Genomic DNA, 25,923 nt, shown 5'->3' with positions numbered 1-25,923 from the left:
CCGGATCAGGCTTGCCGCGCGGCGCGGTGCCCGACCCACAGGATCGTGGCGCCCAGCGCGTAAAGCGGCACCATCGCGACGGCCACGCCGCCGGCGAACAGCGCGAAGGACGCGGGCAGCGGCGACAGCTCGGCGGGCACGATCGCGGCCAGCACGGCGGGCAGCGCGCCGGTGATCGCCACGTGGCCCATCGTGAGGCCCAGCCAACCCAGCATCGCTGCCACGCCACCCAGCAGCAGCGCGCGCATTCCGCCCCGGCGGAAGCGCAGGCCCCGCCGCAGGGCGCGCAGGCGCGACGACACGTCGTGCTGGACCGCCACCAGCGCGGGCACCACCAGCAACACCAGCACCATGCCGAAGCCCAGCCCGTAGACCAGCGTGATCACCGTGGGCTTGAGGAACTGCGCGTCGGCCGAGCCTTCGTAGAGCAGCGGCGCGAGCCCCAGCACGGTCGTGGCCGTGGTCAGGAACACCGCCCGCAGCCTATCGGCCGCCCCGTCGATGATCGACGGGATCAACCCTCGCTCGGCCGCGTATTCGTCGATCTGCGTCACCAGCACGATCGAGTCGTTGATGATGATCCCGGTCATGCCCAGCAGGCCGACCACCGTGAACATCGACAGCGGCACCTCCCACAGCGCGTGGCCCCAGATCGTGCCCACGAGGCCGAAGGGGATGATCGCCATCACCACCAGCGGCCGCGACCAGCTGGCAAAGACCCAGGCCAGCACGAGGTAGATGCCCAGCAGCACCAGGATCAGGCCGTTGAGGGCGTCGGACAGGAACGCGTCCTCCTGCTCGGACAGGCCGGCGAGGCGGTACTCGACCTGACGTTCGGCGGCGATGGCGGGCAGGATGTCGGTTTCCAGCGCCTGCATGATCTCGGCCGCGCGGGCGGGGTCGTCCTCGGACAGGTCGCCCAGCACCGAGACCGTCCGGATGCCGTTCTCGCGCCGGACGGTGGAAAAGCCGGTGCGGCTTTCGACGCTGACGATGTCGGCCAGCGGGACGTAGACGCCCTGGGGTGTGCGCAGCTGCATCCGCTCGAGGAAGTCGGCGGTCAGCGCGCCCTCGGGCAGAGCCACGCGGATGGTGGCCGAGCGCGGACCGACGGGGAAGCTGGCCGCCTCGATCCCGCCCAGGCGGTCGCGCAGCACGGCGCCCAGCCCGTCGATGTCGAAGCCCAGCGCCAGGCCGCGCGGCGTCAGGTCGAGGATCAGCTCCTCCTTGTCGTAGGCCAGCGTGTCCTCGAGCGCCGAGATCTCTGGGAAGCGCGAAAGCGCGGCCTGCAGGTCGAGCGACGCGGCCTTCAGCGTGGCCGCGTCGGCGCCGTGGAACTGCACGTCCAGCGCATCGCCGCCGGGCCCGGACCGCCAGCCGCGGAAGCTGATCGTCTCGGCCATCGGGTGACGTTCGACCCGGTCCTGCAAGTCGCCGACGAAGGCGAAGCTGGAATAGGGCCGCTCGTCCGAGCCGATCAGCTCGATCGAGATGGCACCCAGCTGGTCGGGGTCCTTGCCGTCGGTGCCCGACAGGCCACGGCCTGAATTGCCGCCGATCTCGGCCATGACGTGAACCAGCGGGTTGGTGCCGTGCTCGGCCTCGTATTCCGCCGCCAGTTCGTCCGTCGCCTTCTGCAGCAGGCGCATCTGCGCCAGCGTGTCGGCGCGCGTGGCGCCCGGCGCCATCGCGAAATTGCCCGAGACCGAGGCCTGTTCGGGCGCGTTGAAGAACCGCCATTGCACGTCGCCGCGCACCAGCAGCGCGACCTGGCTGGCCAGCGCCACCAGAACGGCCGCCAGCACCACGTAGCGCGCCGCGATCACACCGGCCATCATCGGCCGGAACAGCCGGTCGCGCACCCATTCGAAGCCGCGGTTCACCGCGCGCGACGGCGCGTCGTACCAGCGCGCCCTGGCGGAACTGGCCACCGCGTGTGCCATGTGGTTGGGCAGGATCAGGAAGCATTCCACCAGGCTGGCCAGCAGCACCGCAATCACCGTGAAGGGGATGTCGGCGATCAGCGTGCCGAACTGCCCGCCGATGATGACCAGCCCGAAGAAGGCGATCACGGTGGTCAGCGTGGCCGAGAAGACCGGCAGCGCCATGCGGTGGGCCGCGCCCTCGGCCGCCTCGAAGGGCGACAACCCGCGGCGCGCCAGCGCGTCGGTGTGTTCGCCCACGACGATGGCGTCGTCCACCACGATGCCCAGCGTGATGATCAATGCGAAGAGCGAGATCATGTTGAAGGTGAGCCCGCCCAGGTACATCAACGCGATCGCGGCCAGCATCGCCGTGGGGATGCCGGCCGCCACCCAGAAGGCGGTGCGCGCGTTCAGGAAAAGGAACAGCAGCGCCAGCACCAGCCCCAGCCCCATCAACCCGTTGTCCAGCAGGATCTCGAGCCGGGCCGAGATCGCGTCGGCGCGCGTGCGGATCAACTCGACCGACACGCCCACGGGCAAGGTGGTGGCGAAGTCGGCGGCGACGGATTGAACCTGTTTCTGGATGGCGATGGCGTCGCCCTGGTCGGAGCGGTCGACGCGGACCGACATGGCCGGATTGTCTCCGACGAAGTAGCTGCGTTCGCGGTCGACGCCTTCGGTGGTGATGGTCGCCACGTCGCCCACGGTCAGCGTCGTCCCGTCGGGGTCCGAGCGCAGCGCGATGGCGGAGATTTCCTGCGCGCTGCGCCTTTCGACCCCGGTGCGGACGCGGGCGTCGGCGCCCGCCACGTCGCCGGCCGGATCGGCGTCGACCTGCGCCGCGATGGCGATGGCGATCTCGCGCAGAGTCACGTCGTGTTCGATCAGGCTGGCCACCGGGGCCTCGACCATGATGCGGGGCGCCGCAAGGCCGCGGATCGTGGTGCGGGTGACGCCCTCGGCGAACAATCTCGCTGTGAACTCGTCGGCGAAGCGCGCCAGCTGGTCGGTGCCCACCGGGCCGGTGATGACCACGTCGGTCACCCGGTCGCGCCAGTAGCTGCGCCGGACCGACGGCTCCTCGGCCTCGTCGGGCAGGTTGGTGACGCCGTCGACGGCGGCCTGCACGTCGGCCTCGGCGCGGGCCATGTCCCAGCCCGGTTCGAACTCCAGCTCGATGCTGGCCGAGCCTTCGCGCGATCGCGCCTGCGTCGCCTCGACGCCGTCCACCGCAAGCAGCGCAGGTTCCAGCACCTGCACGATGGCGGCATCCACGTCCTCGGCGCCTGCGCCGTCCCAGCGGACGGACACGTCGATCTCGTCCACGATCACGTCGGGGAAGAATTGCGCGCGCATGTTCGGCGCGGCGAACAAGCCGGCGGCGACCAGCAGGACCAGCAGCAGGTTGGCCAGTGTCCGGTGGCGGACGAAGTAGCCCAGGATGCCGCGCGCGTTTTCGGGGATCGCGCGCGCCATCAGCCGTCGGCCCGCGCTTCGATACGGGCGATTACGGCGGCGGGCACCTGCGGCGCGTCAAGCTGTGCCAGGATTCGCTCCCGTGCCGCGTCGGGCAGCGCGGTGTCCATCTCGACGATCGCGCGCAGGTCGGCACGACGGGTATCGTCCAGCGCCACCATGCCGTCGCCGGTGGCGCGCGCGTCCGGGCCCTGCATGATCCGGACCTTGATGCCCTCGCCCAGCAGCGGCGTGCGTTGCGCCACCACCTGTGCGCCCGCAAGGTCGCCTGCCGCGATCAGCACGTCGTCGCCCTGCCGGCGCAGGACGGTCACCGGGACGGGGCGCAGGCGGTCATCGTCGGACACCACCAGCACGGTTCCGGCTGCGTCGATCGCAGTGGCGGGCAGGCGCGCGACGCCCTCCAGCGGCGGTTCGGACACGGTGACCATCACGAAGTCGCCGGGGCGAAAGCCCTGCGCGTCGCGCAGCTCGGCGAACAGCCGCCGGCCAACCTGGCCTTCGCCCACCGCAGCGCCCTCGCGCGTTAGGCGGGCGGCCGTGGTCACGGCGTCCTCGCCCGTGCCCAGCGTCACGGTGGCGTCGGCCTGCCGCAGGCCGCCATCGTCCAGCAGCCGCAAATATTGCGTGGTCGAAACCTGGAACGCGACCTCGAGCGCGTCGGGGTCGACCAGCCGGGCCAGCTGCTCGTTCGCGGAAGCCAGCCGCCCCTCGACCACCGAGACATCGGACAGGCGGCCGGCGAAGGCGGCGCGGATTTCGGTGTCGGCCACGCCGCGCGCGGTCTCGTCGCGGGCGATCTCTGCCCGAGAAAGCGCGGTCGTCGCCTGATCGATGCGCGCCTCGGCCGAGGCGACGGCCTGCCGGCGCGACAGCACCGCCTGCTGCGCCGTGGACAGCGCCAGTTCGGCGGCTTCCAGCGCGGCGGCGGTGCCGACGTTGCGCTCGATCAGGTCACGCTGGCGCTGCAGCGCCGCCTCGCGCAGGCCCACCTGGTCGCGGGCGAAGGTCAGCTCGTCACGGGCCAGCTCGATCGCGCGCTCGGCCTCGCGCAGTTCGGCGCGGGCGTCGATCAGGTCGCTTTCGGAGCGGGCCAGCGCGGCCTCGGACTCGGTGGGGTCGATGCGGGCCAAAAGCTGTCCTTCGGCGACGCGGCCGCCCTCGACGAAGTCGGGCGCCAGTTCGATGATCCGACCGGGCGCGGCGCTGCGCAGTTCCAGCGTGCGGCGGCTCTGCACGTCGCCGAAGGCCGTCAGGACCGGGGTTTCGGTCGATGGCGTCACGGTCACGGCCGAGACCGCGAAGACCCGCTCGCTCGGCTCTGGCGCGGGGCGTTCGTCGGCCAACCGCACCTGCACCGCGTCGCGCACCAGCACGCCGGCGAAGACGATCAGGCCCAGCGTGAGGGACAGCAGGAAGAGGCCCAGCAGGCTTTTGCCGAGAAAGCGCATCCACGTCTCCGGTGGCGGCGGCATCCGGACCGCCCCTTCCCCAGATATAGACCCGTCACCCGGTGCCAAGCCACAAGGCCGTGACGGGTGCGACTACTTGCGGCGCTGGTGTTCGTCCAGGCGGGGCATGATCTCGACGAAGTTGCAGGGCCGGTGGCGATAATCGAGTTGTTTCGCCAGGATCTGGTCCCATGCGTCGCGGCAGGCCGACGGACTGCCGGGCAGCGCGAACAGGTATGTGCCGCCCGCCACACCGCCGGTCGCCCGGCTTTGCACGGCCGAGGTGCCGATCTTCTCGTAGCTGATCATCGTGAAGACCGTGCCGAAGGCGTCGATCTCCTTCTCGTAGACGTCCCTGTGCGCCTCGACGGTCACGTCACGCCCCGTAAGGCCGGTGCCGCCGGTCGAGATCACCACGTCGACCTCGTGCGAGGCGATCCATTCGCGCAGCTTGCCCGCGATCAAATCGCGCTCGTCAGGCAGGATGGCGCGCGCGGCGAGGCTGTGGCCCGCCGCTTCCAGCCGCTCGACCAGCGTGTCGCCGGAGCGGTCTTTGCCGGCGGTACGCGTGTCCGAGACCGTCAGCACAGCGATGCGCACAGGGATGGAATCGCGGCTCTCGTCAATCTTCGACATGGTCTATCCTTGGTTGGCGGTTTCGCGCAGCTTCGCCTGCAGCGACAGCAGGTCGGCCCAGGCCTCGCGCTTGGCGGCGGGGGTGCGCAGCAGGTACGCGGGGTGGGTCATCGGCAGGGCCGGGCGGCCCTCGGCCTCGGCCCACTGGCCGCGCAGGCGCAGGATGCCGCGCTTGCCCAGCAGCGCCTGGGCCGAGATGTTGCCCATGATCACCAGCACGTCCGGGTTCGCCAGCGCGATGTGGCGGCGCAGGAAGGGCTGCATCATGGCGATCTCGTCGGGCTTGGGGTCGCGGTTCTGCGGCGGGCGCCACGGCATCACGTTGGTGATGTAGACGGATTCCGCGCGCGACAGGCCGATGGCGGCGAGCATCCGGTCGAGGAACTGGCCAGCCTGCCCGACGAAGGGCCTGCCCTGCATGTCCTCTTCGCGGCCCGGCGCTTCGCCCACGATCATCACGCGGGCGCCGGGGGTGCCGTCGCAGAACACCAGGTTGCGCGCGCCGCGCTTGAGCGCGCAGTGGTCGAACGCGCCCATCGCGTCGCGCAGCGCATCCAGGTCGGGCGCGGCGGCGGCGGCTTCCTCGGCCTCGGCCACGGGATCGACGGCCTCGGCGCGCATCGGTGCGGCGGGCGCGGTGGCGGTGGTCGGGGCCGCCTGCGCCTGTGCGGCCACGCGCGCGGATTCGGCCGCGAAGCGGTCGACCGGCGCGTCGGCCAACGCCTCGTCCACGCCCATCTCGAGCTGCCATTCAAGCGCCGCGCGGGCGGCGTGCCAATCCAGTGCCGAATCCATGCGCCCATCCTATCCGGCCGCGCGGGCGGCGGGAACCGGCCTTGCCCCGGCGGCGCGCGCTTCCTACAAGCGGATGGACCGCGACGAGCGAGAGACGCATGCGCTTCGACCACCGCCACCTGCTTGGGATCGAACCCCTGAGGCCGGACGAGATCACCACGATCCTCGACCTGGCCGAGCAATACGTGCGGTTCAACCGCGGCCGCGACAAGCACGCCAACGCGTTGGCCGGGCTGACGCAGATCAACATGTTCTTCGAGAACTCGACCCGCACGCAGGCGAGCTTCGAGCTGGCGGGCAAGCGGCTGGGCGCGGACGTGATGAACATGTCGATGCAGGCGTCGTCGGTGAAGAAGGGCGAGACGCTGATCGACACGGCGCTGACGCTGAACGCCATGCACCCAGATCTTCTGGTGGTGCGGCATCCGCATTCCGGGGCGGTGGACCTGCTGGCGCAGAAGGTGAACTGTGCCGTGCTGAACGCCGGCGACGGACGGCACGAACACCCGACGCAGGCGCTGCTGGACGCGCTGACGATCCGCCGCGCCAAGGGCCGGCTGCACCGGCTGACCATCGCGATCTGCGGCGACATCGCGCATAGCCGCGTGGCGCGGTCGAACCTGCTGCTGCTGCACAAGATGGAGAACCGCATCCGCCTGATCGGCCCCGAGACGCTGATGCCCACGGGGATCGAGGATTTCGGCGCCGAGGTCTTCGCCGACATGCGCGAGGGGTTGAAGGGCGCCGACGTGGTGATGATGCTTCGGCTGCAGAAGGAGCGGATGGACGGCGGCTTCATCCCGTCCGAGCGGGAATACTACCACCGCTTCGGGCTGGACGCCGAGAAACTGAGCCACGCCGCGCCCGACGCCATCGTGATGCATCCCGGCCCGATGAACCGCGGGGTCGAGATCGACGGCACGCTGGCTGACGACATCAACCGCTCGGTCATCCAGGACCAGGTGGAAATGGGCGTCGCGGTGCGGATGGCGGCAATGGACCTGCTGGCGCGCAACCTGCGCGCCCGACCTTCGGAGGTGATGGCATGACCAAGATGCGGATCAGCGGAACCGAACGCGACGTGCTGCGGCTCTTCGCGCTCGACCTGCCCGAGGACGAGGCCGAGGGCTTCGTCACGCAGAAGGGCTATACGTGGCCGTTGCGGGACGCGCTGGGCGCGGACCGGCTGCGCACCGACTTCGTCGATCTGGTGCGGGTGGCGGATCTGGGCGACATGCCCCTGTCGCGCTACCTGCGCGAGGCGCACGGCGTGACCGAGGAGTCGCTGGCCGGCCTGCGCGACCGGGTCGATGCGCTGGAAGGAGTCGTCGTGGCGCTGCCGTCGCAGGCCTTCGACGGCACGACCCAGACGCTGGAGGTGCGCGCGCCGCTGCGCTGGATCGGCACCTTCGGCGAGGAACGCGCCGAGCCCGCCGGCGCCCCGCTGCACAGCGAGGCGGCACGCGGAACCGTCAGCGGCACGAAGCCCTCGGACGCGGCGATGAGCGGCCGCATCGCCGCCATCGCCCTGCTGGTGCTGTTCGTGCTGGTCGGTGTGATGGTCTGGATCGCCGCATGAGCGACGGCGAAGACCCGCGCGCGGGCGGCGCGTCGCCGGTTGCCACGGTAATCGCGGACGCCCGTCTGATCGACCCCGATGCCGGCGAGGAACGTGCGGGCCACGTGGTGATCCGCGACGGCCGCATCGCCGCGATCCACGGCGCCGGGCAGTCGGTGGCCGAGATCGTCGCCGGGCTTGGCGAACATCGGCTGGTCGAGGCGCGCGGTCGCTGCCTTGCCCCCGGCATCGTCGATATCGGCGTCAAGGTGGGCGAGCCGGGCGAGCGACACAAGGAAAGCTATGGCACCGCCGGCGCGGCCGCGGCGGCAGGGGGCGTGACGACGATCGTCACCCGGCCCGACACCGAGCAATGCATCGACACGCCCGAGGCGCTGGAATTCATCCGCCGCCGCGCGGTGACCGCGGCGCCGGTGAACGTGCTGCCGATGGCGGCGCTGACCAAGGGCCGGCAGGGCCGCGAGATGACCGAGATCGGCTTTCTCATGGATGCGGGCGCGGTGGCGTTCACCGATTGCGACGCGGTGATCGCCGATACCCGCGTCGCCGCGCGCGCCATGACCTACGCGGCGGGCCTCGGCGCGCTTGTCATGGGCCACCCGCAGGACCCGGGCCTGTCGCGCGGGGCCGCTGCCACCTCGGGCAAGTTCGCGAGCTTGCGGGGCCTGCCCTCGGTGTCCCCCATGGCCGAGCGGATGGGGCTGGACCGCGACATCGCGCTGGTCGAGATGACGGGCGTGCGCTACCACGCCGACCAGATTACCACCGCCCGCGCCCTGCCCGCGCTGGAGCGCGCCAAGCGCAACGGTCTGCGCATGACCGCCGGCACCTCGATGCACCACCTCACGCTGAACGAGATGGACGTCGCGGATTACCGAACCTTCTTCAAGGTCAAGCCGCCGCTGCGCTCGGAGGACGACCGGCAGGCGATCATCGAGGCGCTGCGGGACGGGCTGATCGACGTGATCGGCAGCTTCCACACGCCGCAGGACGAGGAATCCAAGCGCCTGCCCTTCGAGGAAGCCGCCAGCGGCGCCGTCGGGCTGGAAACCATGCTGCCGGTGCTGCTGCGGCTGTACCACGCCGAGGATCTGACCCTGCCGGCGCTGTTCCGCGCGCTGTCGCTGAACCCGGCGCGACTGCTGGGGCTGGAATGCGGCCGCATGGCCGAGGGCGCGCCCGCCGACCTAGTGCTGTTCGACCCGGAAAAGCCGCTTGTGCTGGACCGGTTCAAGCTGCGGTCGAAGTCGAAGAACACGCCGTTCGACGGCGCGCGCCTGCAGGGCCGGGTGCTGGGCACCTGGGTCGGTGGCCGGCGCGTGCACGAAGGCTGAGGGAGATCCCGAAATGATCACGTCGGCTCTGTGGATCGCGTTGGGCTACCTGCTGGGGTCCGTCCCGTTCGGCCTTGTCATCACGCGCGCACTGGGGCTGGGCGACCTGCGCAAGATCGGCTCGGGCAATATCGGCGCGACGAACGTCCTGCGCACCGGGAACAAGCCCGCCGCCGCCGCGACGCTGATCCTGGACGCCGGCAAGGGCGCGATCGCGGTCGGGATCGTGCACGTGATGTCCGGTCCGCAGATCGCGCATTGGGCGGGCTTGGCGGCTTTCGTTGGGCACTGCTTCCCGGTCTGGCTGCGCTTTCACGGCGGAAAGGGCGTGGCGACCTTCCTGGGCACCGTGCTGGCGCTGGCCTGGCCAGTCGGACTGGCCGCCTGTGCGACATGGCTCGCGGTGGTGGGCGTGGTGCGGATCTCGTCCCTGGGAGCGCTGGCGGCCGCGGCGGCCACGCCGATCTGGATGTGGGTGCTGGACTATCCCAACCTGGTGCCGGTGGGGCTTATCATGACCGGCGTTATCTTCTGGCGGCACCGGCAGAACATCGAGCGGCTGCGCGCCGGCACCGAGCCGACCCTGCGCCGGAAGCTCTGAAGCCTTGACTTAAGCTCAACCCACGATCGCCTTCGCGACCGCGTCAGGATGCGTGATCGGCACCATGTGACCCGCTCCCGGAATCACCGTTTCCGAGGCGTCGGGGATACGCTTGGCCAGCGCGCGATGGATGGCCGCGACCACCGGCTGCGTCCGCGCCCCGCGGACCAGCGTGACCGGCATCGGCAGCAATTCCAACCCGCCGGGCGCGAGCAGGCGGGCGCGGTCGTCACGCAGGGCCGGTTCCGAGGCGAGGATGAACGGGATCGACCGCGCCATCGCGGCGCGGGTGTCGTCGCGCAGGTCGTCCCAGCGCTGGCCCGCGCCCCATTGCCGGTTGAAAGCGCGCGCGGCGGCGGCCATGTCGCCGGCCTTGCAGGCGGCGGTGAACGCGGCGTCGGCCTGTTGCTGGAGCGCGGCTTCGGGGCTGTTGCGGGCGGCTGCGAACAGCACCGGCTCGATCAGCACCAGCCGCGCGACGCGATCCGGCCGCCGCAGCGCGAGGCGCAGCGCCACCGTGGCGCCGAAGCTGTGGCCGATCACGTGCGCGCCGTCGCGCACGAAGGGCTCGACCGCATCGGTGGCCACGTCGTGCACGTCCTGCCCCGCAGGCCAGGGATCGCTGCGGCCATGGCCGGGGAAATCGGGTGCTGTCATCGCGTAGCGATCGTGCAGATGCTGCGCCACGCCGCGCCACATGCCGCCCCGGCCCTGCCCGCAATGCAGCAGCAAAGCGGGCGTATGCCCGGCGCCGAACTCGCGGACGTGGATGTGCAGCACCTCGGCGCTACCGGACGCGGCCGTCAAAGCCGGCCCGACAGGTGCAGATCGAGATCCTCCAGCCGATCGTTGCCCCAGAACCGCTGGTCACCGTCTGTGATGTAGAACGGCGCGCCGAAGACGCCACGATCGACCGCCTCGTCGAGGTTGCGGGAATAGGTCTCGGCCCCTTCCAGCAGCCCGCGATCGGCCACCTTGGGGTCGAAGCCCGCCGCGAGAAGGCACTCGCGTATCACCGCATCCTCGGCGATGTCGCGCTCTTCGGCCCAGCAGGCGCGCAAGAAGCCGTGGACTAGCTTGCCCATGTCGCCGCCGCCGGCCTTCTGCGCGGCGATGATCGCGTAGGACGAGGGCGCCGGGTTCGTCGGCCAGTGCGCTGGCTTCAGGTTGATCGGCATGCCGTGCTTCTTGGCCTGCCGCGCCAGGTCCTGCGCGCGGTATTCCTGCCGGTTCGGATGCCGGTCCTTGGGCGGCGTCCCCCCTGTGCGCGAGAACAGCGCGATCACGTCCAGCGGCTTGTAGGTCAAGGTCGCGCTGTGCCGCTTGGCAATGTCCTCGAGCCGGGTGCCGGCGAGGTAGGCGTAGGGCGACAAAGTCGCGAAAAAATAGTCGATATGAGCCATCCGGCATCCCCCGTCCGCTGTTGCTGGCGGGCAGGGTAGGCGCATGCTAAGCGGTCCGCAACGTCACGAATCCGCCATCTTCGGAGCCTTCGCCCATGCCAGCCGTCGTAGAACCCAAGCTTATTTCCGGTAACGCCAACCTGCCGCTGGCCAAGGCCATCGCGCGGCGCATGTCGCTGTATCGGGGGATGAGCGTCGGGCTGGTCGATGCCCGGATCGAGCGGTTCAACGACCAGGAGATCTTCGTCGAAGTCTACGAGAACGTCCGCGGCGAGGACATGTTCATCCTGCAATCGACCTCGAATCCCGCGAACGACAACCTGATGGAGCTGCTGATCATGGCGGACGCGCTACGCCGGTCGTCGGCGGCGCGGATCACGGCCGTGATCCCCTATTTCGGCTATGCCCGTCAGGATCGCCGCACCAAGGCGCGCACGCCGATCACCGCCAAGCTGGTGTCGAACATGATCACCAGCGCCGGGATCGAGCGGGTGCTGACGCTGGACCTGCACGCGGCGCAGATCCAGGGCTTCTTCGACATCCCGGTCGACAACCTCTATGCCAGCCCGATCTTCGGACTGGACATCCTGCAGCAATTCGACAACCCCGCCGAAGAACTCATGGTCGTCAGCCCGGACGTCGGCGGCGTGGCTCGCGCGCGCGAACTGGCCAAGCGCATCGGCGCGCCGCTGTCGATCGTCGACAAGCGCCGCGAGCGCGCCGGCGAAGTCGCCGAGATGACCGTGATCGGTGACGTCAGCGGCAAGAAATGCGTGATCGTTGACGACATCTGCGATACCGCGGGCACGCTGTGCAAGGCCGCCGAGGTGCTGATGGAGCACGGCGCGACCGAAGTGCACGCCTATATCAGCCACGGGGTCATGTCCGGCCCGGCTGTCGAGCGGGTGAGCAAATCAGTGATGAAGTCGCTGGTGCTGACGGATTCGATCCAGCCGACCGACGCGATCAAGGCCGCGCCGAACATCCGCGTTCTGCCCACCGCGCCGCTATTCGCGCAGGCGATCCTGAACATCTGGAACGGCACCAGCGTCTCGTCCCTGTTCGAGACCGACACGCTGGGCCCGATCTACGAGGGCATCCTCGGCCAACAATCAGACTGAGACGGCGCCCGCTAGACCGGCCAGTCATCCTCGGACGCCACGGCGCCGATCGCAATCCAGCGCATGCGGATGCGCGCGATGCGCGTGTCGCCCCAAGTCCGGAAGACCAGCTCGCAGCCCTCGGGCGTCACGTGTTCCGCGGTGATATCGGCGCGCAGGTTGGTGCTCTGGTCCGTATCCCAAAGCGAGACGGTCGCCTGTACCACAGGCGGGGCGAGGAACGGCGTGGCGAAGGTCACGGTCCGGCGGCGTTCACGCGACCCGCTTCCGGTCCACATCGGGCCGCCCTCCTCGTATTCCGAGAAGACCTCGGTCTCGCCCTGATCAATCGCCAGTTGGCCGCGCGGGAACCTCTGCATCGCCTTTCTCCACATCCGGGCACCGGGCCGCGCCCCAAAAAGAAAAAGGCCCCGCCGAAAGGCAGGGCCGGAACGTTGCGCCGGGCGGCCGCTCAGATCGCCGGCTGCTTCGGGTCCAGCCCGATATGCGTGCCCACGGCGACCATGTCGCTGAGCAGCTTGGCCGCGTCGTCGACCGGGCCGGGCTCGTTCTTGAAGGTTTCCTTGGTCTTCTCGTAGGCGCTTCTGGCCTCGGCCACGAGCGAATCATAGGTCGCCTGGTCGACGTCCTCGCGCGCCAGCGCGCGTTCGGCCAGAACCGACAGCGTCTCGCCGATCTCGGCGAAGCCGCCGGTGACCACGAATTCCTGGCGGCCGCTTTCGGTTTCGACCAAGAGGATGCCGGGGCGCAGCGTGGTGATCGTCGGCGCGTGGTTCGGCATCGCCGTCATGTCGCCATCGGTGGCGGGGATGCGCACCGCGGTGACCTGCGTCGACAGCAGCAGCCGCTCCGGGCTGACGAGGTCGAACTGCATTGTCTCAGCCATGTCTGGCTCCTTCGTCTCGCTGTCGATGGGGCCCACCCCCGAAAGGACGGGCCGCGCTACCGCTTATGCCGCTTCCGAGGCCATCTTCTCGGCCTTGGCCTTCACTTCCTCAATGCCGCCGACCATGTAGAAGGCGCCTTCGGGCAGGTGGTCGTACTCACCGGCCACGACCGCCTTGAACGACTTGATCGTGTCCTCGAGCGGGACCTGCACGCCGTCCGAGCCGGTGAAGACCTTCGCCACGTCGAAGGGCTGCGACAGGAAGCGCTGGATCTTGCGCGCGCGGGCCACCGTCAGCTTGTCCTCTTCCGACAGTTCGTCCATCCCGAGGATGGCAATGATGTCCTGAAGCGACTTGTAGCGCTGCAGGATGCCCTGCACGTCGCGCGCCACCTTGTAGTGCTCTTCGCCGACGATGCCCGGGTCCATCAGGCGCGAGGTCGAGTCGAGCGGGTCCACGGCCGGGTAGATGCCGAGCTCCGAGATCGCGCGGTTGAGAACCGTCGTCGCGTCGAGGTGCGCGAAGGTCGTGGCCGGCGCGGGGTCGGTGAGGTCGTCCGCGGGAACGTAGACGGCCTGGATCGAGGTGATCGAGCCCGACTTGGTCGAGGTGATGCGTTCCTGCATCTGGCCCATGTCGGTGGCCAGCGTCGGCTGGTAGCCCACGGCCGAGGGAATCCGGCCCAGAAGCGCCGACACTTCGGAACCCGCCTGCGTGAAGCGGAAGATGTTGTCGACGAAGAACAGGACGTCGGTACCGGACTGGTCGCGGAACTGCTCGGCCAGCGTGAGGCCGGTCAGGGCGACGCGGGCACGCGCGCCCGGAGGCTCGTTCATCTGGCCGTAGACCAGCGCCACCTGGCTTTCCGACAGGTTGTCGGGCTTGATGACGTTGGATTCGATCATCTCGTGGTAGAGGTCGTTGCCTTCGCGGGTACGCTCACCCACGCCGGCGAACACCGAGTAGCCCGAGTGCACCTTGGCGATGTTGTTGATCAGTTCCATGATCAGAACCGTCTTGCCCACGCCGGCGCCGCCGAACAGGCCGATCTTGCCGCCCTTGGAGTAGGGCGCCAGCAGGTCGATGACCTTGATGCCGGTGACCAGGATTTCCGACTCGGTCGACTGCTCCACGAATTCCGGCGCAGGCGCGTGGATCGGGCGGTATTCGTCGGCGTTGATCGGCTCGCCCTCGTCCACGGGCTCGCCCACGACGTTGAGGATGCGGCCCAGCGTGGCGTTGCCCACGGGCACCGAGATCGGGCCGTCGGTGTCGGTCACTTCCTGACCGCGCACGAGGCCTTCGGTGGCGTCCATCGCGATGCAGCGCACGGTGTTCTCGCCGAGGTGCTGTGCCACCTCGAGAACCAGCCGCTTGCCGTTGTTGTCGGTGATCAGCGCGTTCAGGATTTCGGGCAGGTGGTCGCCGAACTGAACGTCGACAACGGCGCCAATCACCTGGGTGATCTTGCCTTTTGCGTTAGCCATTTTGTGTCTCCGGGTTCGTTAGAGCGCCTCGGCGCCCGAAATGATTTCGATCAGCTCGTTGGTGATGACGGCCTGGCGCGAGCGGTTGTACTCGATCGTCAGCTTGTCGATCATCTCGCCCGCGTTGCGGGTGGCGTTGTCCATCGCGCTCATCCGGGCGCCCTGTTCGGACGCGCCATTTTCCAGCAGGGCAGTGAAGATCTGGATCGCGATGCTGCGCGGCAGCAGATCGGCCAGGATCGTCTCCTCGTCAGGCTCGTAGTCGTACAGGGCCGCGCTGTCGTCCGCATCCTCGGCCGCCTCGAACTTGGCGGGGATGATCTGCTGCGCCGTCGGGTCCTGGCTGATGACCGAGTTGAACTTGGCGAAGAAGATCGTCGCCACGTCGAATTCCTCGGCGTCGAAGCGGTCCAGCACGTCCTGCGCCACGCCCTGCGCGTCGGCATAGCCGATGCGCTTCACCTCGGTGAAGTCGACGTGGCCGACGAACTTGTCGGAATGGTCGCGCTTGAGCTGCTCGCGGCCCTTCTTGCCGACGGTCAGGATCTTGACCGTCTTGCCCTCGCCGCGCAGCCGCTGGATATGCGTGCGCGCCAGCTTGACGATCGAGCTGTTGAAACCACCGCAAAGCCCGCGTTCCGAGGTCATCACGACGAGCAGGTGGACGTCGTCCTTGCCGGTGCCGGCCAGCAGCTTCGGCGCAGTGCTGCTGTCGCCGACCGATGCGGCCAGCGACGCCATCACGGCGTTGAAGCGCTCGGCGTAGGGCCGGGCCTGTTCGGCAGCGTCCTGTGCCCGCCGCAGTTTCGCGGCGGCCACCATCTGCATGGCCTTGGTGATCTTGCGGGTCGACTTGACCGACGCGATCCGGTTTTTCAGGTCCTTGAGATTGGCCAATGCCTTTCCCCCTTACGAGAAGTCGGCGGCGTACGCGTCGAGAACCGCTTTGATCTTGGCCTCGTTGTCACCCTTGATCTTCGGATCCTCGTTGGTGATCCAGTCGAGCAGGTCGCGGTGCTTCGAGCGCACGAAGGTCAGCAGGCCCTGCTCGAACCGGCCCACGTCGGAAACCTTGATCTTGTCGAGGTACCCCAGCGTGCCGGCGCAGATCACCACGACGATCTCGGCGTTGGTGAGCGGCGAGTATTGCGGCTGCTTCATCAGCTCGGTCAGGCGCGCGCCACGGTTCAGCAGGCGCTGGGTCGAGGCGTCGAGGTCGGAACCGAACTGCGCGAAGGCGGCCATCTCGCGGTACTGGGCGAGCGACAGCTTGATCGGGCCGGCGACGGACTTCATCGCGTTGGTCTGGGCGGACGACCCCACGCGCGACACCGACAGGCCGGTGTTCACCGCCGGGCGGATGCCCTGGTAGAACAGCTCGGTCTCGAGGAAGATCTGGCCGTCGGTGATCGAGATCACGTTGGTCGGGATGAAGGCCGACACGTCGCCGCCCTGCGTCTCGATGATCGGCAGCGCCGTCAGCGAGCCCGCGCCGTTGTCCTCGTTCAGCTTGGCCGAACGTTCCAGCAGGCGCGAGTGGAGGTAGAACACGTCGCCCGGATAGGCTTCGCGGCCCGGCGGGCGGCGCAGCAGCAGCGACATCTGGCGGTAGGACACGGCCTGCTTGGACAGGTCGTCGTAGACGATCAGCGCATGGCGGCCGTTGTCGCGGAAGTATTCCGCCATCGCGGTCGCGGCGTAGGGCGCCAGGAACTGCATCGGCGCGGGGTCCGACGCGGTCGCGGCGACCACGATCGAGTATTCCATCGCGCCGGTTTCTTCCAGCTTCTTCACCAGCTGAGCCACCGTCGAGCGCTTCTGGCCGATCGCCACGTAGACGCAGTACAGCTTTTGCGTCTTGTCGTCGCCGGCGGCGTCGTTGTACGACTTCTGGTTCAGGATCGCGTCGAGGGCGACGGCCGACTTGCCGGTCTGGCGGTCGCCGATGATCAGTTCGCGCTGGCCGCGGCCGATCGGGATCATCGCGTCGATCGCCTTCAGGCCGGTCGCCATGGGCTCGTGAACCGACTTGCGCGGAATGATGCCCGGCGCCTTGACGTCGGCGACGCGGCGCTCGGTGGTCTCGATCGGACCCTTGCCGTCCAGCGGGTTGCCCAGGCCGTCCACGACCCGGCCCAGAAGGGCGTCACCCGCCGGCACGTCCACGATGGAGTTCGTGCGCTTGACGACGTCGCCTTCCTTGATGTCCCGGTCCGAGCCGAAGATCACGATACCGACGTTGTCGGTCTCGAGGTTCAGCGCCATCCCCTGGATGCCGCCGGGGAACTCGACCATCTCGCCGGCCTGGATGTTGTCGAGGCCGAAGACACGGGCGATGCCGTCGCCGACGGACAGGACGCGACCCACTTCGGCGACCTCGGCCTCCTGGCCGAAGTTCTTGATCTGCTCCTTCAGGATCGCAGAAATCTCGGCTGCTTGGATACCCATTATCCGACCTCTTTCATTGCATTCTGGAGGGAATTGAGCTTCGCGCGGATCGAGGTATCGATCATCTTCGAGCCCACCTTGACGACAAGACCGCCGATGAGACGCTCATCCACGGTCGCATTGATCTTGACGTCGCGGCCCACCTTGGCCTTGAGCGTCTCGGAAAGCTTTGCGGCCTGATCGGCCGACAGCGGTGTGGCGCTGGTCACGTCCGCGGTCACTTCGCCCTTCTCGTCGGCGATCATCGCGCGCAGGCGGGTCACCAAGTGCGGCACGACGAACAGCCGGCGCTTGGCGGCCATCAGGCCCAGCACGTTCTTCAGCGGCGTCATCAACCCCATCTTCTCGGCGATGGCGGTGATCGCGGCCCGCTGCTGGTCGCGCGAATAGACCGGCGAGGCAAGCAGATCACGCAGGTCGGCGCTTTCGTTCAGCGCCGTGGTGAGATCGTCGAGGTTGGATTCGAGCGTGTCGAGCGCACCCTCTTCCCGGACGATCTCGAACACGGCGGCGGCATAGCGCGCGGCGATGCCGGAGGAAATCGAAGCTGATTCAGACACGTCCACCCTTCCGATAATCATGCCCCCGCTGCGCACCGGGATGTCCGGGCGCATGGAGGCGTGGTTCACCTTGTCTCACCGCAAGGCGTATGGATCGCGGCGGGATGTAGCAGAGCCGTCTCGACCCCGCAACATGCTTACGTCAATCAGGGGCACTGTGCCGCGCTGGCAGCCCGCGCGGGTCGAAAAGCGGATCTTTCCATTGGAAAAGCGCGGATCGCGCACCGTCCGGATGCGACGTTAGCGCCCACGGCGCGGCCAGTTCAATCCCCCGCGCGATCGCCCAGTTGCGAGACGACCCCTGCCTGCAGCGCCGGGGCGGCCGATGACGACGCGCGGTCGCGTGCGGGAATCGCCGCCGCCGCCGGCTCAGGCCGGCTTGGCCGCCTTGCCCGGCTTCGGCTGCAGCACCTCGAGCGGGTTGAGGATCCGCGCCGTCTCGCCCACGCCGCGCCGGCGCGGCGGGTGGCGCTTGGACGCGCGCACCATCATCACGCCGCCGGCCGTCACGGCGGGCACCGCGCGGCCGGTGCGCTCCCAGAACCCGGCGGTCTTCATCCAGAAGCGCCGCGTCGACGGCGGCTGGTACAGGACCGACACGTGGTCGCCCGGCACGAAATCGTGGCGCTTGAGCTGGCTTTCCAGCTGCGTCAGAGAATAGGGCCGGCCGTAGCCGAACGGCGTGGCGTCCGATCGCGCCCACAACCCCGAGCGGTTGGGAAGGATGAACATCGCCTCGCCGCCCGGGCCCAGCACGCGATAGGCCTCGTCCAGCAACTCGGACGGGCTTTCGGACGTCTCCAGCCCGTGCATCAGGATCAGCCGGTCGACGTGCCCGGTCTCCATCGGCCAGCGCGTCTCCTCGCACAGCACGCTGACGTTCGGCATGCCGGCCGGCCACGGCATCACGCCCTGCGGCGCCGGCATCAGGCCGATCACCCGGCGCGAGTTGTCGAGGTAGGGGCGCAGCAACGGCACGGCAAAACCATAGCCCACGACGGTCATGCGCTGCGTGTCCGGCCACCACTCCAGCACCTGGTCGCGGATGACCTTCTGCGCCGCGCGGCCGAGGGCGCTGCGATAGTAGAAGTTGCGCAGGGTGCCGACGTCCAGATGCATTGCGGCGCTCCGCCCGATCAGTCAGTGTCGGGACGACCTTAGACAAAGCCGGGAAGGATTGACCATGCCCATCGACATCGTGACCGTGCCCTGCCTGAGCGACAACTACGCCTACCTGGTCAGCGACGGCAACACGACCTACCTGGTCGACGCCCCCGAGGCCGCGCCAATCGCGGGCGCGCTGGACGAACGCGGCTGGAGCCTCGACACCATCCTGATCACGCACCACCACCACGACCACGTGGGCGGCGTCGCCGACCTGGTCGAGCGCTACGGCTGCACCGTGACCGGGCCGCGATCCGAGCAGTCCAAGCTGCCGCCGATCGCCACCGGCTGGGTCGACGGCGACACCGGCGGCACCGGCGAGCTGGAGTTCCGCGTGATCGAGGTGCCGGGCCACACGCTGGGCCACGTGGCGTTCCACTTTGACAAGGCGGGCGCCGTGTTCACCGCCGACAGCCTGATGGCGCTTGGATGCGGTCGCGTGTTCGAGGGCACGCCCGAAATGATGTGGCACAGCCTGTCGAAGCTGATGGCGCTGCCGCCCGAGACGATGGTATACTCGGGTCACGAGTACACCGCCGCCAATGCCCGCTTCGCGCTGAGCGTCGATCCCGACAATGCCGCGCTTCACGCCCGCGCCCGCGACATCGAGGCAGCCCGTCAGGCCGGCGAGCCGACCGCGCAGGTGCCGCTGTCGCTGGAGCTGGAGACCAACCCGTTCCTGCGCGCGGGCGATCCGGCGATGAAAGAGACGCTGGGTATGGCGGGCGCCAGCGATGCAGAGGTTTTCGCCGAGATCCGCGGCCGCAAGGACAGGTTCTGACCGCGAGCCTCGGATCACGCCAGTCGAACAGGCGCAGAACGTCGATGTGATCGGGTGACGCAAGAAAAAACTTGAAGAACGGGGGCTATCGACCAAACTTTAATGTTACGAGGCAATGCTGATCCCACGATTGGCGCAGACAAGAGGAGCACGCCCGTGCCTTCATTCTCGACGACCCTTGAGCAGGCAATTCACTCTGCGCTCGCCCTGGCGAACTCGCGCAGCCACGAATTCGCCACGCTCGAACACCTTCTGCTTGCGCTGGTCGACGAACCCGATGCGTCCCGCGTGATGAAGGCGTGTTCGGTCGACACCGAGGAATTGCGCACCACCCTCGTCGAGTTCATCGACGAGGACCTGGCAAACCTCGTGACCGACATCGAAGGCTCCGAAGCGGTGCCGACGGCGGCCTTCCAGCGCGTCATCCAGCGCGCAGCGATCCACGTCCAGTCCTCGGGCCGGACCGAGGTCACCGGCGCCAACGTTCTGGTCGCCATCTTTGCCGAGCGCGAAAGCAATGCGGCCTATTTCCTGCAGGAGCAGGACATGACCCGCTACGACGCCGTGAACTTCATCGCGCATGGCGTCGCCAAGAACCCCGCCTACGGCGAGGCGCGCCCAGTACAGGGCGCCACCGAGGCCGAGGAGGAAGCCGCGACCGAGGCGCCGTCGCAGCCCGCCTCGGACAAGGAGTCGGCGCTGGGCAAATACTGCGTCGACCTGAACGCCAAGTCGCGCGAAGGCGACATCGACCCGCTGATCGGCCGCGAGTCGGAGGTCGAGCGCTGCATCCAGGTGCTGTGCCGCCGCCGCAAGAACAACCCGCTGCTGGTGGGTGATCCGGGCGTGGGCAAGACCGCCATCGCCGAGGGGCTGGCGCGCAAGATCGTCAGCGGCGAAACCCCCGAGGTGCTTTCGAAGACCACCATCTTCTCGCTCGACATGGGCGCGCTGCTGGCCGGCACGCGCTATCGCGGCGACTTCGAGGAGCGGCTGAAGGCCGTCGTGAACGAACTCGAGGAGCACCCCGACGCAGTGCTGTTCATCGACGAGATCCACACGGTGATCGGCGCCGGCGCCACGTCCGGCGGCGCTATGGACGCGTCCAACCTTCTGAAGCCCGCATTACAGGGCGGCAAGCTCCGCACCATGGGCTCGACCACCTACAAGGAGTTCCGCCAGCACTTCGAGAAAGACCGCGCACTGAGCCGCCGGTTCCAGAAAATCGACGTGAACGAGCCTTCGGTCGACGACACGGTGAAGATCCTCAAGGGCCTCAAGCCCTATTTCGAGGAGCATCACAGCGTCAAATACACCGGCGACGCGATCAAGACGGCGGTGGAACTGTCCGCGCGCTACATCAACGACCGCAAGCTGCCCGACAAGGCGATCGACGTGATCGACGAGGCCGGCGCGGCGCAGCACCTGGTCGCGCAGTCCAAGCGGCGCAAGTCCATCGGCACCAAGGAGATCGAGGCCGTCGTCGCCAAGATCGCCCGCATCCCGCCGAAGAACGTGTCAAAGGACGACGCCGAGGTGCTCAAGGATCTCGAGGCGACGCTCAAGCGCGTGGTCTTCGGTCAGGACGACGCCATCGTTGCGCTGTCCTCGGCGATCAAGCTGGCCCGGGCAGGCCTGCGCGAGCCCGAAAAGCCCATCGGCAACTATCTCTTCGCCGGTCCCACGGGCGTGGGCAAGACCGAGGTGGCCAAGCAGCTGGCGGATTCGCTGGGCGTGGAACTGTTGCGCTTCGACATGTCGGAATACATGGAGAAACACGCGGTCAGCCGCCTGATCGGCGCGCCTCCGGGCTATGTCGGCTTCGACCAGGGCGGTCAGCTGACCGACGGCGTCGACCAGCACCCCCATTGTGTGCTGCTGCTCGACGAGATCGAGAAGGCGCACCCGGATGTCTACAACATCCTGCTGCAGGTGATGGACCACGGCGCGCTGACCGACCACAACGGCCGGACGGTCGACTTCCGCAACGTGATCCTGATCATGACCTCGAACGCCGGTGCCACCGAGCAGGCCAAGGCGGCAATCGGCTTCGGCCGCGACCGTCGCGAGGGCGAGGATACGGCCGCGATTGAGCGCACCTTCACGCCGGAATTCCGCAACCGCCTAGACGCGGTCATCAGCTTCAAGCCGCTGCCGAAAGAGGTCATCCTGTCGGTTGTCGAGAAGTTCGTGCTGCAACTCGAGGCGCAGCTGATGGATCGCAACGTGACCATCGAGCTGTCGCGCCCGGCCGCCGAATGGCTCGCCGACAAGGGCTATGACGACAAGATGGGCGCGCGCCCGCTGGGCCGCGTGATCCAGGAGCACATCAAGAAGCCGCTGGCCGAGGAACTTCTGTTCGGCAAGCTGACCAAGGGAGGCGTTGTCCGCGTCACGGTCGAGGACGGCGAGCTCAAGCTCAACCTCGAAGGCCCCGATCGCGCGCGGCTGTCGTCGAAGAAACCGCCGCTGCTCACCGCCGAGTGAGCCCTTGGCCATGAGGTCGCTTGCCCTGACCATGTTGATCTCCGCCGCGGGAACTCTCGCGGCGGAGCCGTTTCTGGGCCTGCCGATTGCCTGCGAGGTCGGCACGACGTGTTTTATCGAGGATTATGTCGACACCGATCCCACACCCGGCACCCGCGATTACACCTGCGGGCTGAAGGCGCGCGAGGGACATCGCGGGACGGATCTCGCGCTTCCCGACATGGCCGCGATGAATTCCGGCGTTCCGGTGCTCGCCGCCGCTCCGGGAGGCGTCGAGGCGGTGCGTGACGGTGTACCCGACCGCGTGATGACGGCCGAGACCGCGGGCACCATCGCCGAGATCGAGTGCGGCAACGCCGTCCGGATCGGCCATGCGAACGGGCTCAAGACGCTCTACTGCCACCTGCGCGAAGGCTCCGTCGCGGTTGCTTCGGGCACCTCGGTCGAGGCCGGCGACGCTTTGGGCATGGTCGGGCTGTCGGGGCAGACGACCTTTCCCCACCTGCATTTCGCGTTGCTGCAGGGCGACGGCACGGCAATCGATCCCTTCGCCGCAGAGAAAGATTGCGGCCCGTCCGCAGCCGGATACTGGACCGATCCGCCCGCCTATGTCCCGACCGGCTTCCACACCGCGGGTTTCGCCACCGCTCTGCCCGACATGGCCGCGGTGCGCGACGGCTCGGCCCGCGCAAGCAGCGCACGGCCGGATGACGCGCTGGTCCTATACGGCTTTGTTTTCCTCGCCGAGCCGGGCGACGTCCTGCATCTGCGCGCCGAAGGCCCCGAGGGAGAGATCTTCGACCGAAGAATCCGCATCGACGAGAGCCGCGCGCAGCTGTTCCGCGCGTTCGGCCGGCGCGCTCCGGACACGGGTTGGCCGCCCGGCGCATATCGCGGTGATGCGCGGCTGACGCGGGACGATACCCTGATCGGCGCCCGCCAAGCCTATATCAAGGTGTCGGCCGACTGACCGGATCTGACGGCGTCAATAGCCGCGAACGCCGCGTCCGATGCGCAAGCCGCGTCGATTTTGCCCTGTTTCCCCGGTTCCACGCGCGCTATCAACGCCCCCAGACGCATCGCGCGGCCGGGCCGCGCCGGACAAGGGAAGAGGAAGCCAATGAAGGTACTGGTACCTGTCAAGCGCGTGATCGACTACAACGTGAAGGTCCGCGTGAAGGCGGACGGCTCGGGGGTCGATCTCGCCAACGTCAAGATGTCGATGAACCCGTTCGACGAGATCGCCGTCGAGGAAGCCATCCGCCTCAAGGAGGCCGGCAAGGCCGACGAGGTGGTCGCCGTCTCGATCGGCGTCAAGCAGGCGCAGGAGACACTGCGCACCGCGCTGGCCATGGGTGCCGACCGCGCGATCCTGATCGTGGCCGCCGACGACGTGCACACCGACATCGAGCCGCTGGCGGTGGCCAAGATCCTCGCCAAGGTGATCGAGGACGAGAAGCCCGGCCTGGTGATCTGCGGCAAGCAGGCGATCGACAACGACCTGGGCGCGACCGGCCAGATGCTCTCGGCCCTGCTGGGCTGGAGCCAGGCGACCTATGCCAACAAGGTCGACATCGACGGCGAGAACGCCGTGGTCACACGCGAGGTCGATGGCGGCCTGCAGACCATCAAGGTGAAGATGCCCACCGTCATCACCACGGACCTGCGCCTGAACGAGCCGCGCTACGCCTCGCTGCCGAACATCATGAAGGCGAAGAAGAAACCGCTGGACGAGAAGACCGCCGCCGATCTTGGCGTCGACGTGACCCCGCGCCTGACCGTGGTCGAGACCGCCGAACCCGCCGGGCGCGCGGCCGGCATCATGGTCGGCTCGGTCGACGAACTGGTGGCGAAGCTCAAAGAAACGGGAGCTGTGTGATGGCCGTACTTCTGATAGCAGAGATTTCCGATGGCGTCCTGTCCGTCGACGCGACCGCCAAGGCGATGAAAGCCGCGGCTCATCTGGGCGACGTGACCGTGCTCTGCGCCGCGGCGAAGGCGAAGGATGCCGCCGCCGAGGCGGCCAAGCTGTCCGGCGCGGCAAAGGTCCTCGTGGCCGAGGATGCGCTGTACGGCCACCGGCTGGCCGAGCCCGTAGCCGACCTGATCGTGAGCATGGCGGGCGACTACAGCCACATCGTTGCCCCCGCCACCACCGACGCGAAGAACATCCTGCCGCGCGTCGCCGCCCTGCTTGACGTGATGGTCATCACCGACGTCACCAAGGTGATCGACGCCGACACGTTCGAGCGCCCCGTCTATGCCGGAAACGCCATTCAGACGGTGAAGTCCGCCGACGCGACCAAGGTGATGTCGGTGCGGACCTCGACCTACGACGCCGTCGCTATGGATGGCTCGGCCAGCGTCGAGGACGTCGCCGCCGCCGGCGATCCGGGCCTGTCGGAATGGGTCGAGGACAAGCTGGCCGAGAGCGACCGCCCCGAGCTGACCTCGGCCGGGATCGTCGTGTCGGGCGGGCGCGGCATCGGCTCGGAAGAGAACTTCGCCATCGTCGAGAAGCTGGCGGACAAGCTCGGCGCAGCCGTGGGCGCGTCGCGCGCGGCGGTCGATTCCGGCTTCGCGCCGAATGACTGGCAGGTCGGCCAGACCGGCAAGGTGGTCGCACCCGATCTGTACATCGCGCTTGGCATCTCGGGGGCGATCCAGCACCTCGCGGGCATGAAGGACAGCAAGGTCATCGTGGCGATCAACAAGGACGAAGAGGCGCCGATTTTCCAAGTCGCCGATTACGGCCTGGTGGCGGACCTGTTCGAAGCCGTGCCGGAACTGACCGAGAAGCTCTGACGAGGATCGACCCGCTGTTGAAGGCCCGCCCCTTCGGCGGGCCTTTCTTGTTGCTCCGCGGCGCTGTCCGTCACCGTGCCAGCGCAGCACGCAGCGGACCAACCAGCGCTTCGGCGGCGCGTTCATGCGCCTCCGGGCCCAGGCATTCCCGCGCGGCGGCAACCTCGTGCGCGCGATGCACTTTACCCCAGGTCGTGTCCCGGTCGCGCAGGTCTTCGACGTCGACCAGAGCGAATGCCTTTTGCGCCAGCCGCGCCACCATGGGTCCGTCGACCAGCCCGGGATCGCGAGCCAGGGCGTCATCTGTTTCGCCCGGGGATTCGCCGGTCGCGAACCGCAAGAGGATAACCGGACCACCCGCAGCGGCGATCAGGCGCGTCATGTGCTGCTCCCACGTGCTGCGCAGATCGTGCAGCACCATGCGGAAGCGATGGGGCGACACGTATTCCAGAGCCGAGAGCATGTGACGCGTGTAGTGGAACTCGGTGAAGTCGATCTCGGGAAAGAGCGATACCAGCGCGTCCGACGCGCGCAGGAAGCGGTCGTTTCGCCGGGGATGCACGCTGTAATGGGCGTTCGTCAGGTTCTGCGCGCCCATCATCTGCAAAACCGTTGCCTTTGCTTCCCGCACGCTCGCCCGAGCGGCCGGGTCGTTCAGGAACAGGCCCGGTCCGGCGTTGACCACACCCAGATTCACGCAAGCCAGCCCGATCTCCTCCTCGATCAGGTCGGGAAACGGCACGGGCACGAACAATCCGAACGTATCCGTGCCGCCCGCGAAGGCAACGTAGTCGCCGTCCAGATCGCGCGCCGGCCCGCGAAAGCGCACCCGGCTTTCGCCATATCGGCAAAAATCGTAATCGAGCGCGGAACCACCCGATCCCATCACACCCATCGCCGCCACCCCCGGCCCAAGCTTCACTGCACCAGCATCGAAGCAAAACCCGAACAAAGGATGAAACCGAAAATGCGCGTCTTCCGGC

Annotated in this window: 24 protein-coding genes; 10 read left to right on the top strand and 14 right to left on the bottom strand. The window is 68.2% G+C overall.

From position 1 onward, the window contains the following. Positions 1-5: 5 nt before the first annotated feature. The 4 genes from BLW27_RS06390 to BLW27_RS06375 form a co-directional block, all read right to left on the bottom strand. Entirely contained in the window at positions 6-3,401 is a 3,396-nt protein-coding gene (locus BLW27_RS06390; RefSeq protein ID WP_089881083.1) for an efflux RND transporter permease subunit, read from the bottom strand. Next, a complete protein-coding gene (locus BLW27_RS06385; protein ID WP_089881079.1) occupies positions 3,401-4,852 on the bottom strand; it encodes an efflux RND transporter periplasmic adaptor subunit in 1,452 nt (483 codons plus the stop codon). The genes BLW27_RS06390 and BLW27_RS06385 overlap by 1 nt, the downstream gene beginning before the upstream one ends. 93 nt (positions 4,853-4,945) lie before the next feature. Next, positions 4,946-5,488, bottom strand: coding sequence for a molybdenum cofactor biosynthesis protein B (moaB, locus tag BLW27_RS06380; protein WP_089881076.1), 543 nt, complete (start codon positions 5,486-5,488; stop codon positions 4,946-4,948). A 3-nt stretch (positions 5,489-5,491) separates the two neighbouring features. Then, complete coding sequence (locus tag BLW27_RS06375; protein ID WP_089881073.1) at positions 5,492-6,283, bottom strand: uracil-DNA glycosylase; 792 nt, start codon at positions 6,281-6,283, stop codon at positions 5,492-5,494. A 98-nt stretch (positions 6,284-6,381) separates the two neighbouring features. Between BLW27_RS06375 and BLW27_RS06370 the strand changes: the two genes are divergently transcribed. Genes BLW27_RS06370 through plsY form a run of 4 tightly spaced genes read left to right on the top strand, consistent with a single transcriptional unit; the run spans position 6,382 to position 9,797 of the window. Further along, positions 6,382-7,332 (top strand): aspartate carbamoyltransferase catalytic subunit, encoded by a 951-nt coding sequence (locus BLW27_RS06370; RefSeq protein ID WP_089881070.1) that lies wholly within the window; start codon positions 6,382-6,384, stop codon positions 7,330-7,332. Next, the gene (locus BLW27_RS06365) at positions 7,329-7,862 is read left to right on the top strand and encodes an aspartate carbamoyltransferase catalytic subunit (protein WP_245710796.1); all 534 of its coding nucleotides are present in this window, start codon (positions 7,329-7,331) and stop codon (positions 7,860-7,862) included. The genes BLW27_RS06370 and BLW27_RS06365 overlap by 4 nt, the downstream gene beginning before the upstream one ends. Beyond that, positions 7,859-9,196, top strand: coding sequence for a dihydroorotase (gene pyrC, locus BLW27_RS06360; protein ID WP_089881066.1), 1,338 nt, complete (start codon positions 7,859-7,861; stop codon positions 9,194-9,196). Before BLW27_RS06365 ends, pyrC begins: the two co-directional genes overlap by 4 nt. Before the next feature lie 13 nt (positions 9,197-9,209). After that, entirely contained in the window at positions 9,210-9,797 is a 588-nt protein-coding gene (gene plsY / locus BLW27_RS06355) for a glycerol-3-phosphate 1-O-acyltransferase PlsY (RefSeq protein WP_089881061.1), read from the top strand. Between the two features lie 15 nt (positions 9,798-9,812). On the opposite strand, the gene BLW27_RS06350 is transcribed toward plsY, so the two are convergent. Both BLW27_RS06350 and BLW27_RS06345 read right to left on the bottom strand, forming a co-directional pair. Next, positions 9,813-10,604, bottom strand: coding sequence for an alpha/beta fold hydrolase (locus BLW27_RS06350; protein WP_089881058.1), 792 nt, complete (start codon positions 10,602-10,604; stop codon positions 9,813-9,815). Continuing rightward, positions 10,601-11,200, bottom strand: coding sequence for a 2-hydroxychromene-2-carboxylate isomerase (locus BLW27_RS06345; RefSeq protein ID WP_089881055.1), 600 nt, complete (start codon positions 11,198-11,200; stop codon positions 10,601-10,603). Before BLW27_RS06345 ends, BLW27_RS06350 begins: the two co-directional genes overlap by 4 nt. Before the next feature lie 95 nt (positions 11,201-11,295). Here BLW27_RS06345 and BLW27_RS06340 point away from each other — a divergent pair, with 95 nt between their 5' ends. After that, the gene (locus BLW27_RS06340) at positions 11,296-12,321 is read left to right on the top strand and encodes a ribose-phosphate pyrophosphokinase (RefSeq protein WP_089881051.1); all 1,026 of its coding nucleotides are present in this window, start codon (positions 11,296-11,298) and stop codon (positions 12,319-12,321) included. A gap of 11 nt (positions 12,322-12,332) precedes the next feature. Here the strand turns inward: BLW27_RS06340 and BLW27_RS06335 are convergent, their stop codons facing one another. From BLW27_RS06335 to BLW27_RS06305, 7 genes are all read right to left on the bottom strand, one after another. Next, positions 12,333-12,680 carry an H-type lectin domain-containing protein gene (locus BLW27_RS06335; RefSeq protein ID WP_089881048.1) on the bottom strand — a complete coding sequence of 116 codons (348 nt, stop codon included), beginning with the start codon at positions 12,678-12,680 and terminating at the stop codon, positions 12,333-12,335. Between the two features lie 92 nt (positions 12,681-12,772). Then, positions 12,773-13,207, bottom strand: a complete 435-nt coding sequence (locus tag BLW27_RS06330) for a F0F1 ATP synthase subunit epsilon (RefSeq protein WP_089881045.1) — start codon at positions 13,205-13,207, stop codon at positions 12,773-12,775. A gap of 63 nt (positions 13,208-13,270) precedes the next feature. Next, positions 13,271-14,695: a F0F1 ATP synthase subunit beta gene (gene atpD, locus BLW27_RS06325; RefSeq protein WP_089881042.1), complete on the bottom strand. Its 1,425-nt coding sequence runs from the start codon at positions 14,693-14,695 to the stop codon at positions 13,271-13,273. Positions 14,696-14,713: 18 nt separating this feature from the next. Next, entirely contained in the window at positions 14,714-15,592 is an 879-nt protein-coding gene (locus tag BLW27_RS06320) for a F0F1 ATP synthase subunit gamma (protein ID WP_089881038.1), read from the bottom strand. 12 nt (positions 15,593-15,604) lie between these two features. Continuing rightward, complete coding sequence (gene atpA, locus BLW27_RS06315; RefSeq protein WP_089881035.1) at positions 15,605-17,143, bottom strand: F0F1 ATP synthase subunit alpha; 1,539 nt, start codon at positions 17,141-17,143, stop codon at positions 15,605-15,607. Next, on the bottom strand, positions 17,143-17,709 hold the full coding sequence (locus BLW27_RS06310; RefSeq protein WP_089881887.1) for a F0F1 ATP synthase subunit delta: 567 nt from the start codon (positions 17,707-17,709) through the stop codon (positions 17,143-17,145). The genes atpA and BLW27_RS06310 overlap by 1 nt, the downstream gene beginning before the upstream one ends. A 363-nt stretch (positions 17,710-18,072) precedes the next feature. Then, entirely contained in the window at positions 18,073-18,822 is a 750-nt protein-coding gene (locus tag BLW27_RS06305; RefSeq protein WP_089881032.1) for a methyltransferase domain-containing protein, read from the bottom strand. Between the two features lie 64 nt (positions 18,823-18,886). Between BLW27_RS06305 and gloB the strand changes: the two genes are divergently transcribed. The 5 genes from gloB (at position 18,887) to BLW27_RS06280 (ending at position 24,940) form a co-directional block, all read left to right on the top strand. Further along, positions 18,887-19,648: a hydroxyacylglutathione hydrolase gene (gloB, locus tag BLW27_RS06300; RefSeq protein WP_177177838.1), complete on the top strand. Its 762-nt coding sequence runs from the start codon at positions 18,887-18,889 to the stop codon at positions 19,646-19,648. 156 nt (positions 19,649-19,804) lie between these two features. Then, entirely contained in the window at positions 19,805-22,135 is a 2,331-nt protein-coding gene (clpA, locus tag BLW27_RS06295) for an ATP-dependent Clp protease ATP-binding subunit ClpA (RefSeq protein WP_089881026.1), read from the top strand. A 10-nt stretch (positions 22,136-22,145) separates the two neighbouring features. After that, positions 22,146-23,105, top strand: coding sequence for a M23 family metallopeptidase (locus BLW27_RS06290; RefSeq protein WP_089881023.1), 960 nt, complete (start codon positions 22,146-22,148; stop codon positions 23,103-23,105). Positions 23,106-23,255: 150 nt separating this feature from the next. Beyond that, positions 23,256-24,014, top strand: coding sequence for an electron transfer flavoprotein subunit beta/FixA family protein (locus BLW27_RS06285; protein WP_089881020.1), 759 nt, complete (start codon positions 23,256-23,258; stop codon positions 24,012-24,014). Beyond that, entirely contained in the window at positions 24,014-24,940 is a 927-nt protein-coding gene (locus BLW27_RS06280; RefSeq protein WP_089881018.1) for an electron transfer flavoprotein subunit alpha/FixB family protein, read from the top strand. Before BLW27_RS06285 ends, BLW27_RS06280 begins: the two co-directional genes overlap by 1 nt. A gap of 70 nt (positions 24,941-25,010) precedes the next feature. On the opposite strand, the gene BLW27_RS06275 is transcribed toward BLW27_RS06280, so the two are convergent. Continuing rightward, positions 25,011-25,892, bottom strand: a complete 882-nt coding sequence (locus BLW27_RS06275) for a DUF6473 family protein (RefSeq protein ID WP_245710795.1) — start codon at positions 25,890-25,892, stop codon at positions 25,011-25,013. Between the last annotated feature and the right edge of the window lie 31 nt (positions 25,893-25,923).

Origin of the sequence: Citreimonas salinaria (assembly GCF_900107235.1) — a bacterium.
Taxonomy (GTDB): Bacteria; Pseudomonadota; Alphaproteobacteria; order Rhodobacterales; family Rhodobacteraceae; genus Citreimonas; species Citreimonas salinaria.
The sequence above is the reverse complement of the archived record's forward strand: the minus strand, read 5'-3'. Positions and strand labels throughout refer to the sequence as shown.

Coding starts and splice junctions, on each gene's coding strand:
- BLW27_RS06390 (WP_089881083.1), bottom strand. CDS start 3,401: ATGGCGCGCGCGATCCCCGAAAACGCGCGCGGCATCCTGGGCTACTTC.
- BLW27_RS06385 (WP_089881079.1), bottom strand. CDS start 4,852: ATGCGCTTTCTCGGCAAAAGCCTGCTGGGCCTCTTCCTGCTGTCCCTC.
- moaB (WP_089881076.1), bottom strand. CDS start 5,488: ATGTCGAAGATTGACGAGAGCCGCGATTCCATCCCTGTGCGCATCGCT.
- BLW27_RS06375 (WP_089881073.1), bottom strand. CDS start 6,283: ATGGATTCGGCACTGGATTGGCACGCCGCCCGCGCGGCGCTTGAATGG.
- BLW27_RS06370 (WP_089881070.1), top strand. CDS start 6,382: ATGCGCTTCGACCACCGCCACCTGCTTGGGATCGAACCCCTGAGGCCG.
- BLW27_RS06365 (WP_245710796.1), top strand. CDS start 7,329: ATGACCAAGATGCGGATCAGCGGAACCGAACGCGACGTGCTGCGGCTC.
- pyrC (WP_089881066.1), top strand. CDS start 7,859: ATGAGCGACGGCGAAGACCCGCGCGCGGGCGGCGCGTCGCCGGTTGCC.
- plsY (WP_089881061.1), top strand. CDS start 9,210: ATGATCACGTCGGCTCTGTGGATCGCGTTGGGCTACCTGCTGGGGTCC.
- BLW27_RS06345 (WP_089881055.1), bottom strand. CDS start 11,200: ATGGCTCATATCGACTATTTTTTCGCGACTTTGTCGCCCTACGCCTAC.
- BLW27_RS06340 (WP_089881051.1), top strand. CDS start 11,296: ATGCCAGCCGTCGTAGAACCCAAGCTTATTTCCGGTAACGCCAACCTG.
- BLW27_RS06335 (WP_089881048.1), bottom strand. CDS start 12,680: ATGCAGAGGTTCCCGCGCGGCCAACTGGCGATTGATCAGGGCGAGACC.
- BLW27_RS06330 (WP_089881045.1), bottom strand. CDS start 13,207: ATGGCTGAGACAATGCAGTTCGACCTCGTCAGCCCGGAGCGGCTGCTG.
- atpD (WP_089881042.1), bottom strand. CDS start 14,695: ATGGCTAACGCAAAAGGCAAGATCACCCAGGTGATTGGCGCCGTTGTC.
- atpA (WP_089881035.1), bottom strand. CDS start 17,143: ATGGGTATCCAAGCAGCCGAGATTTCTGCGATCCTGAAGGAGCAGATC.
- BLW27_RS06305 (WP_089881032.1), bottom strand. CDS start 18,822: ATGCATCTGGACGTCGGCACCCTGCGCAACTTCTACTATCGCAGCGCC.
- gloB (WP_177177838.1), top strand. CDS start 18,887: ATGCCCATCGACATCGTGACCGTGCCCTGCCTGAGCGACAACTACGCC.
- BLW27_RS06290 (WP_089881023.1), top strand. CDS start 22,146: ATGAGGTCGCTTGCCCTGACCATGTTGATCTCCGCCGCGGGAACTCTC.
- BLW27_RS06285 (WP_089881020.1), top strand. CDS start 23,256: ATGAAGGTACTGGTACCTGTCAAGCGCGTGATCGACTACAACGTGAAG.
- BLW27_RS06280 (WP_089881018.1), top strand. CDS start 24,014: ATGGCCGTACTTCTGATAGCAGAGATTTCCGATGGCGTCCTGTCCGTC.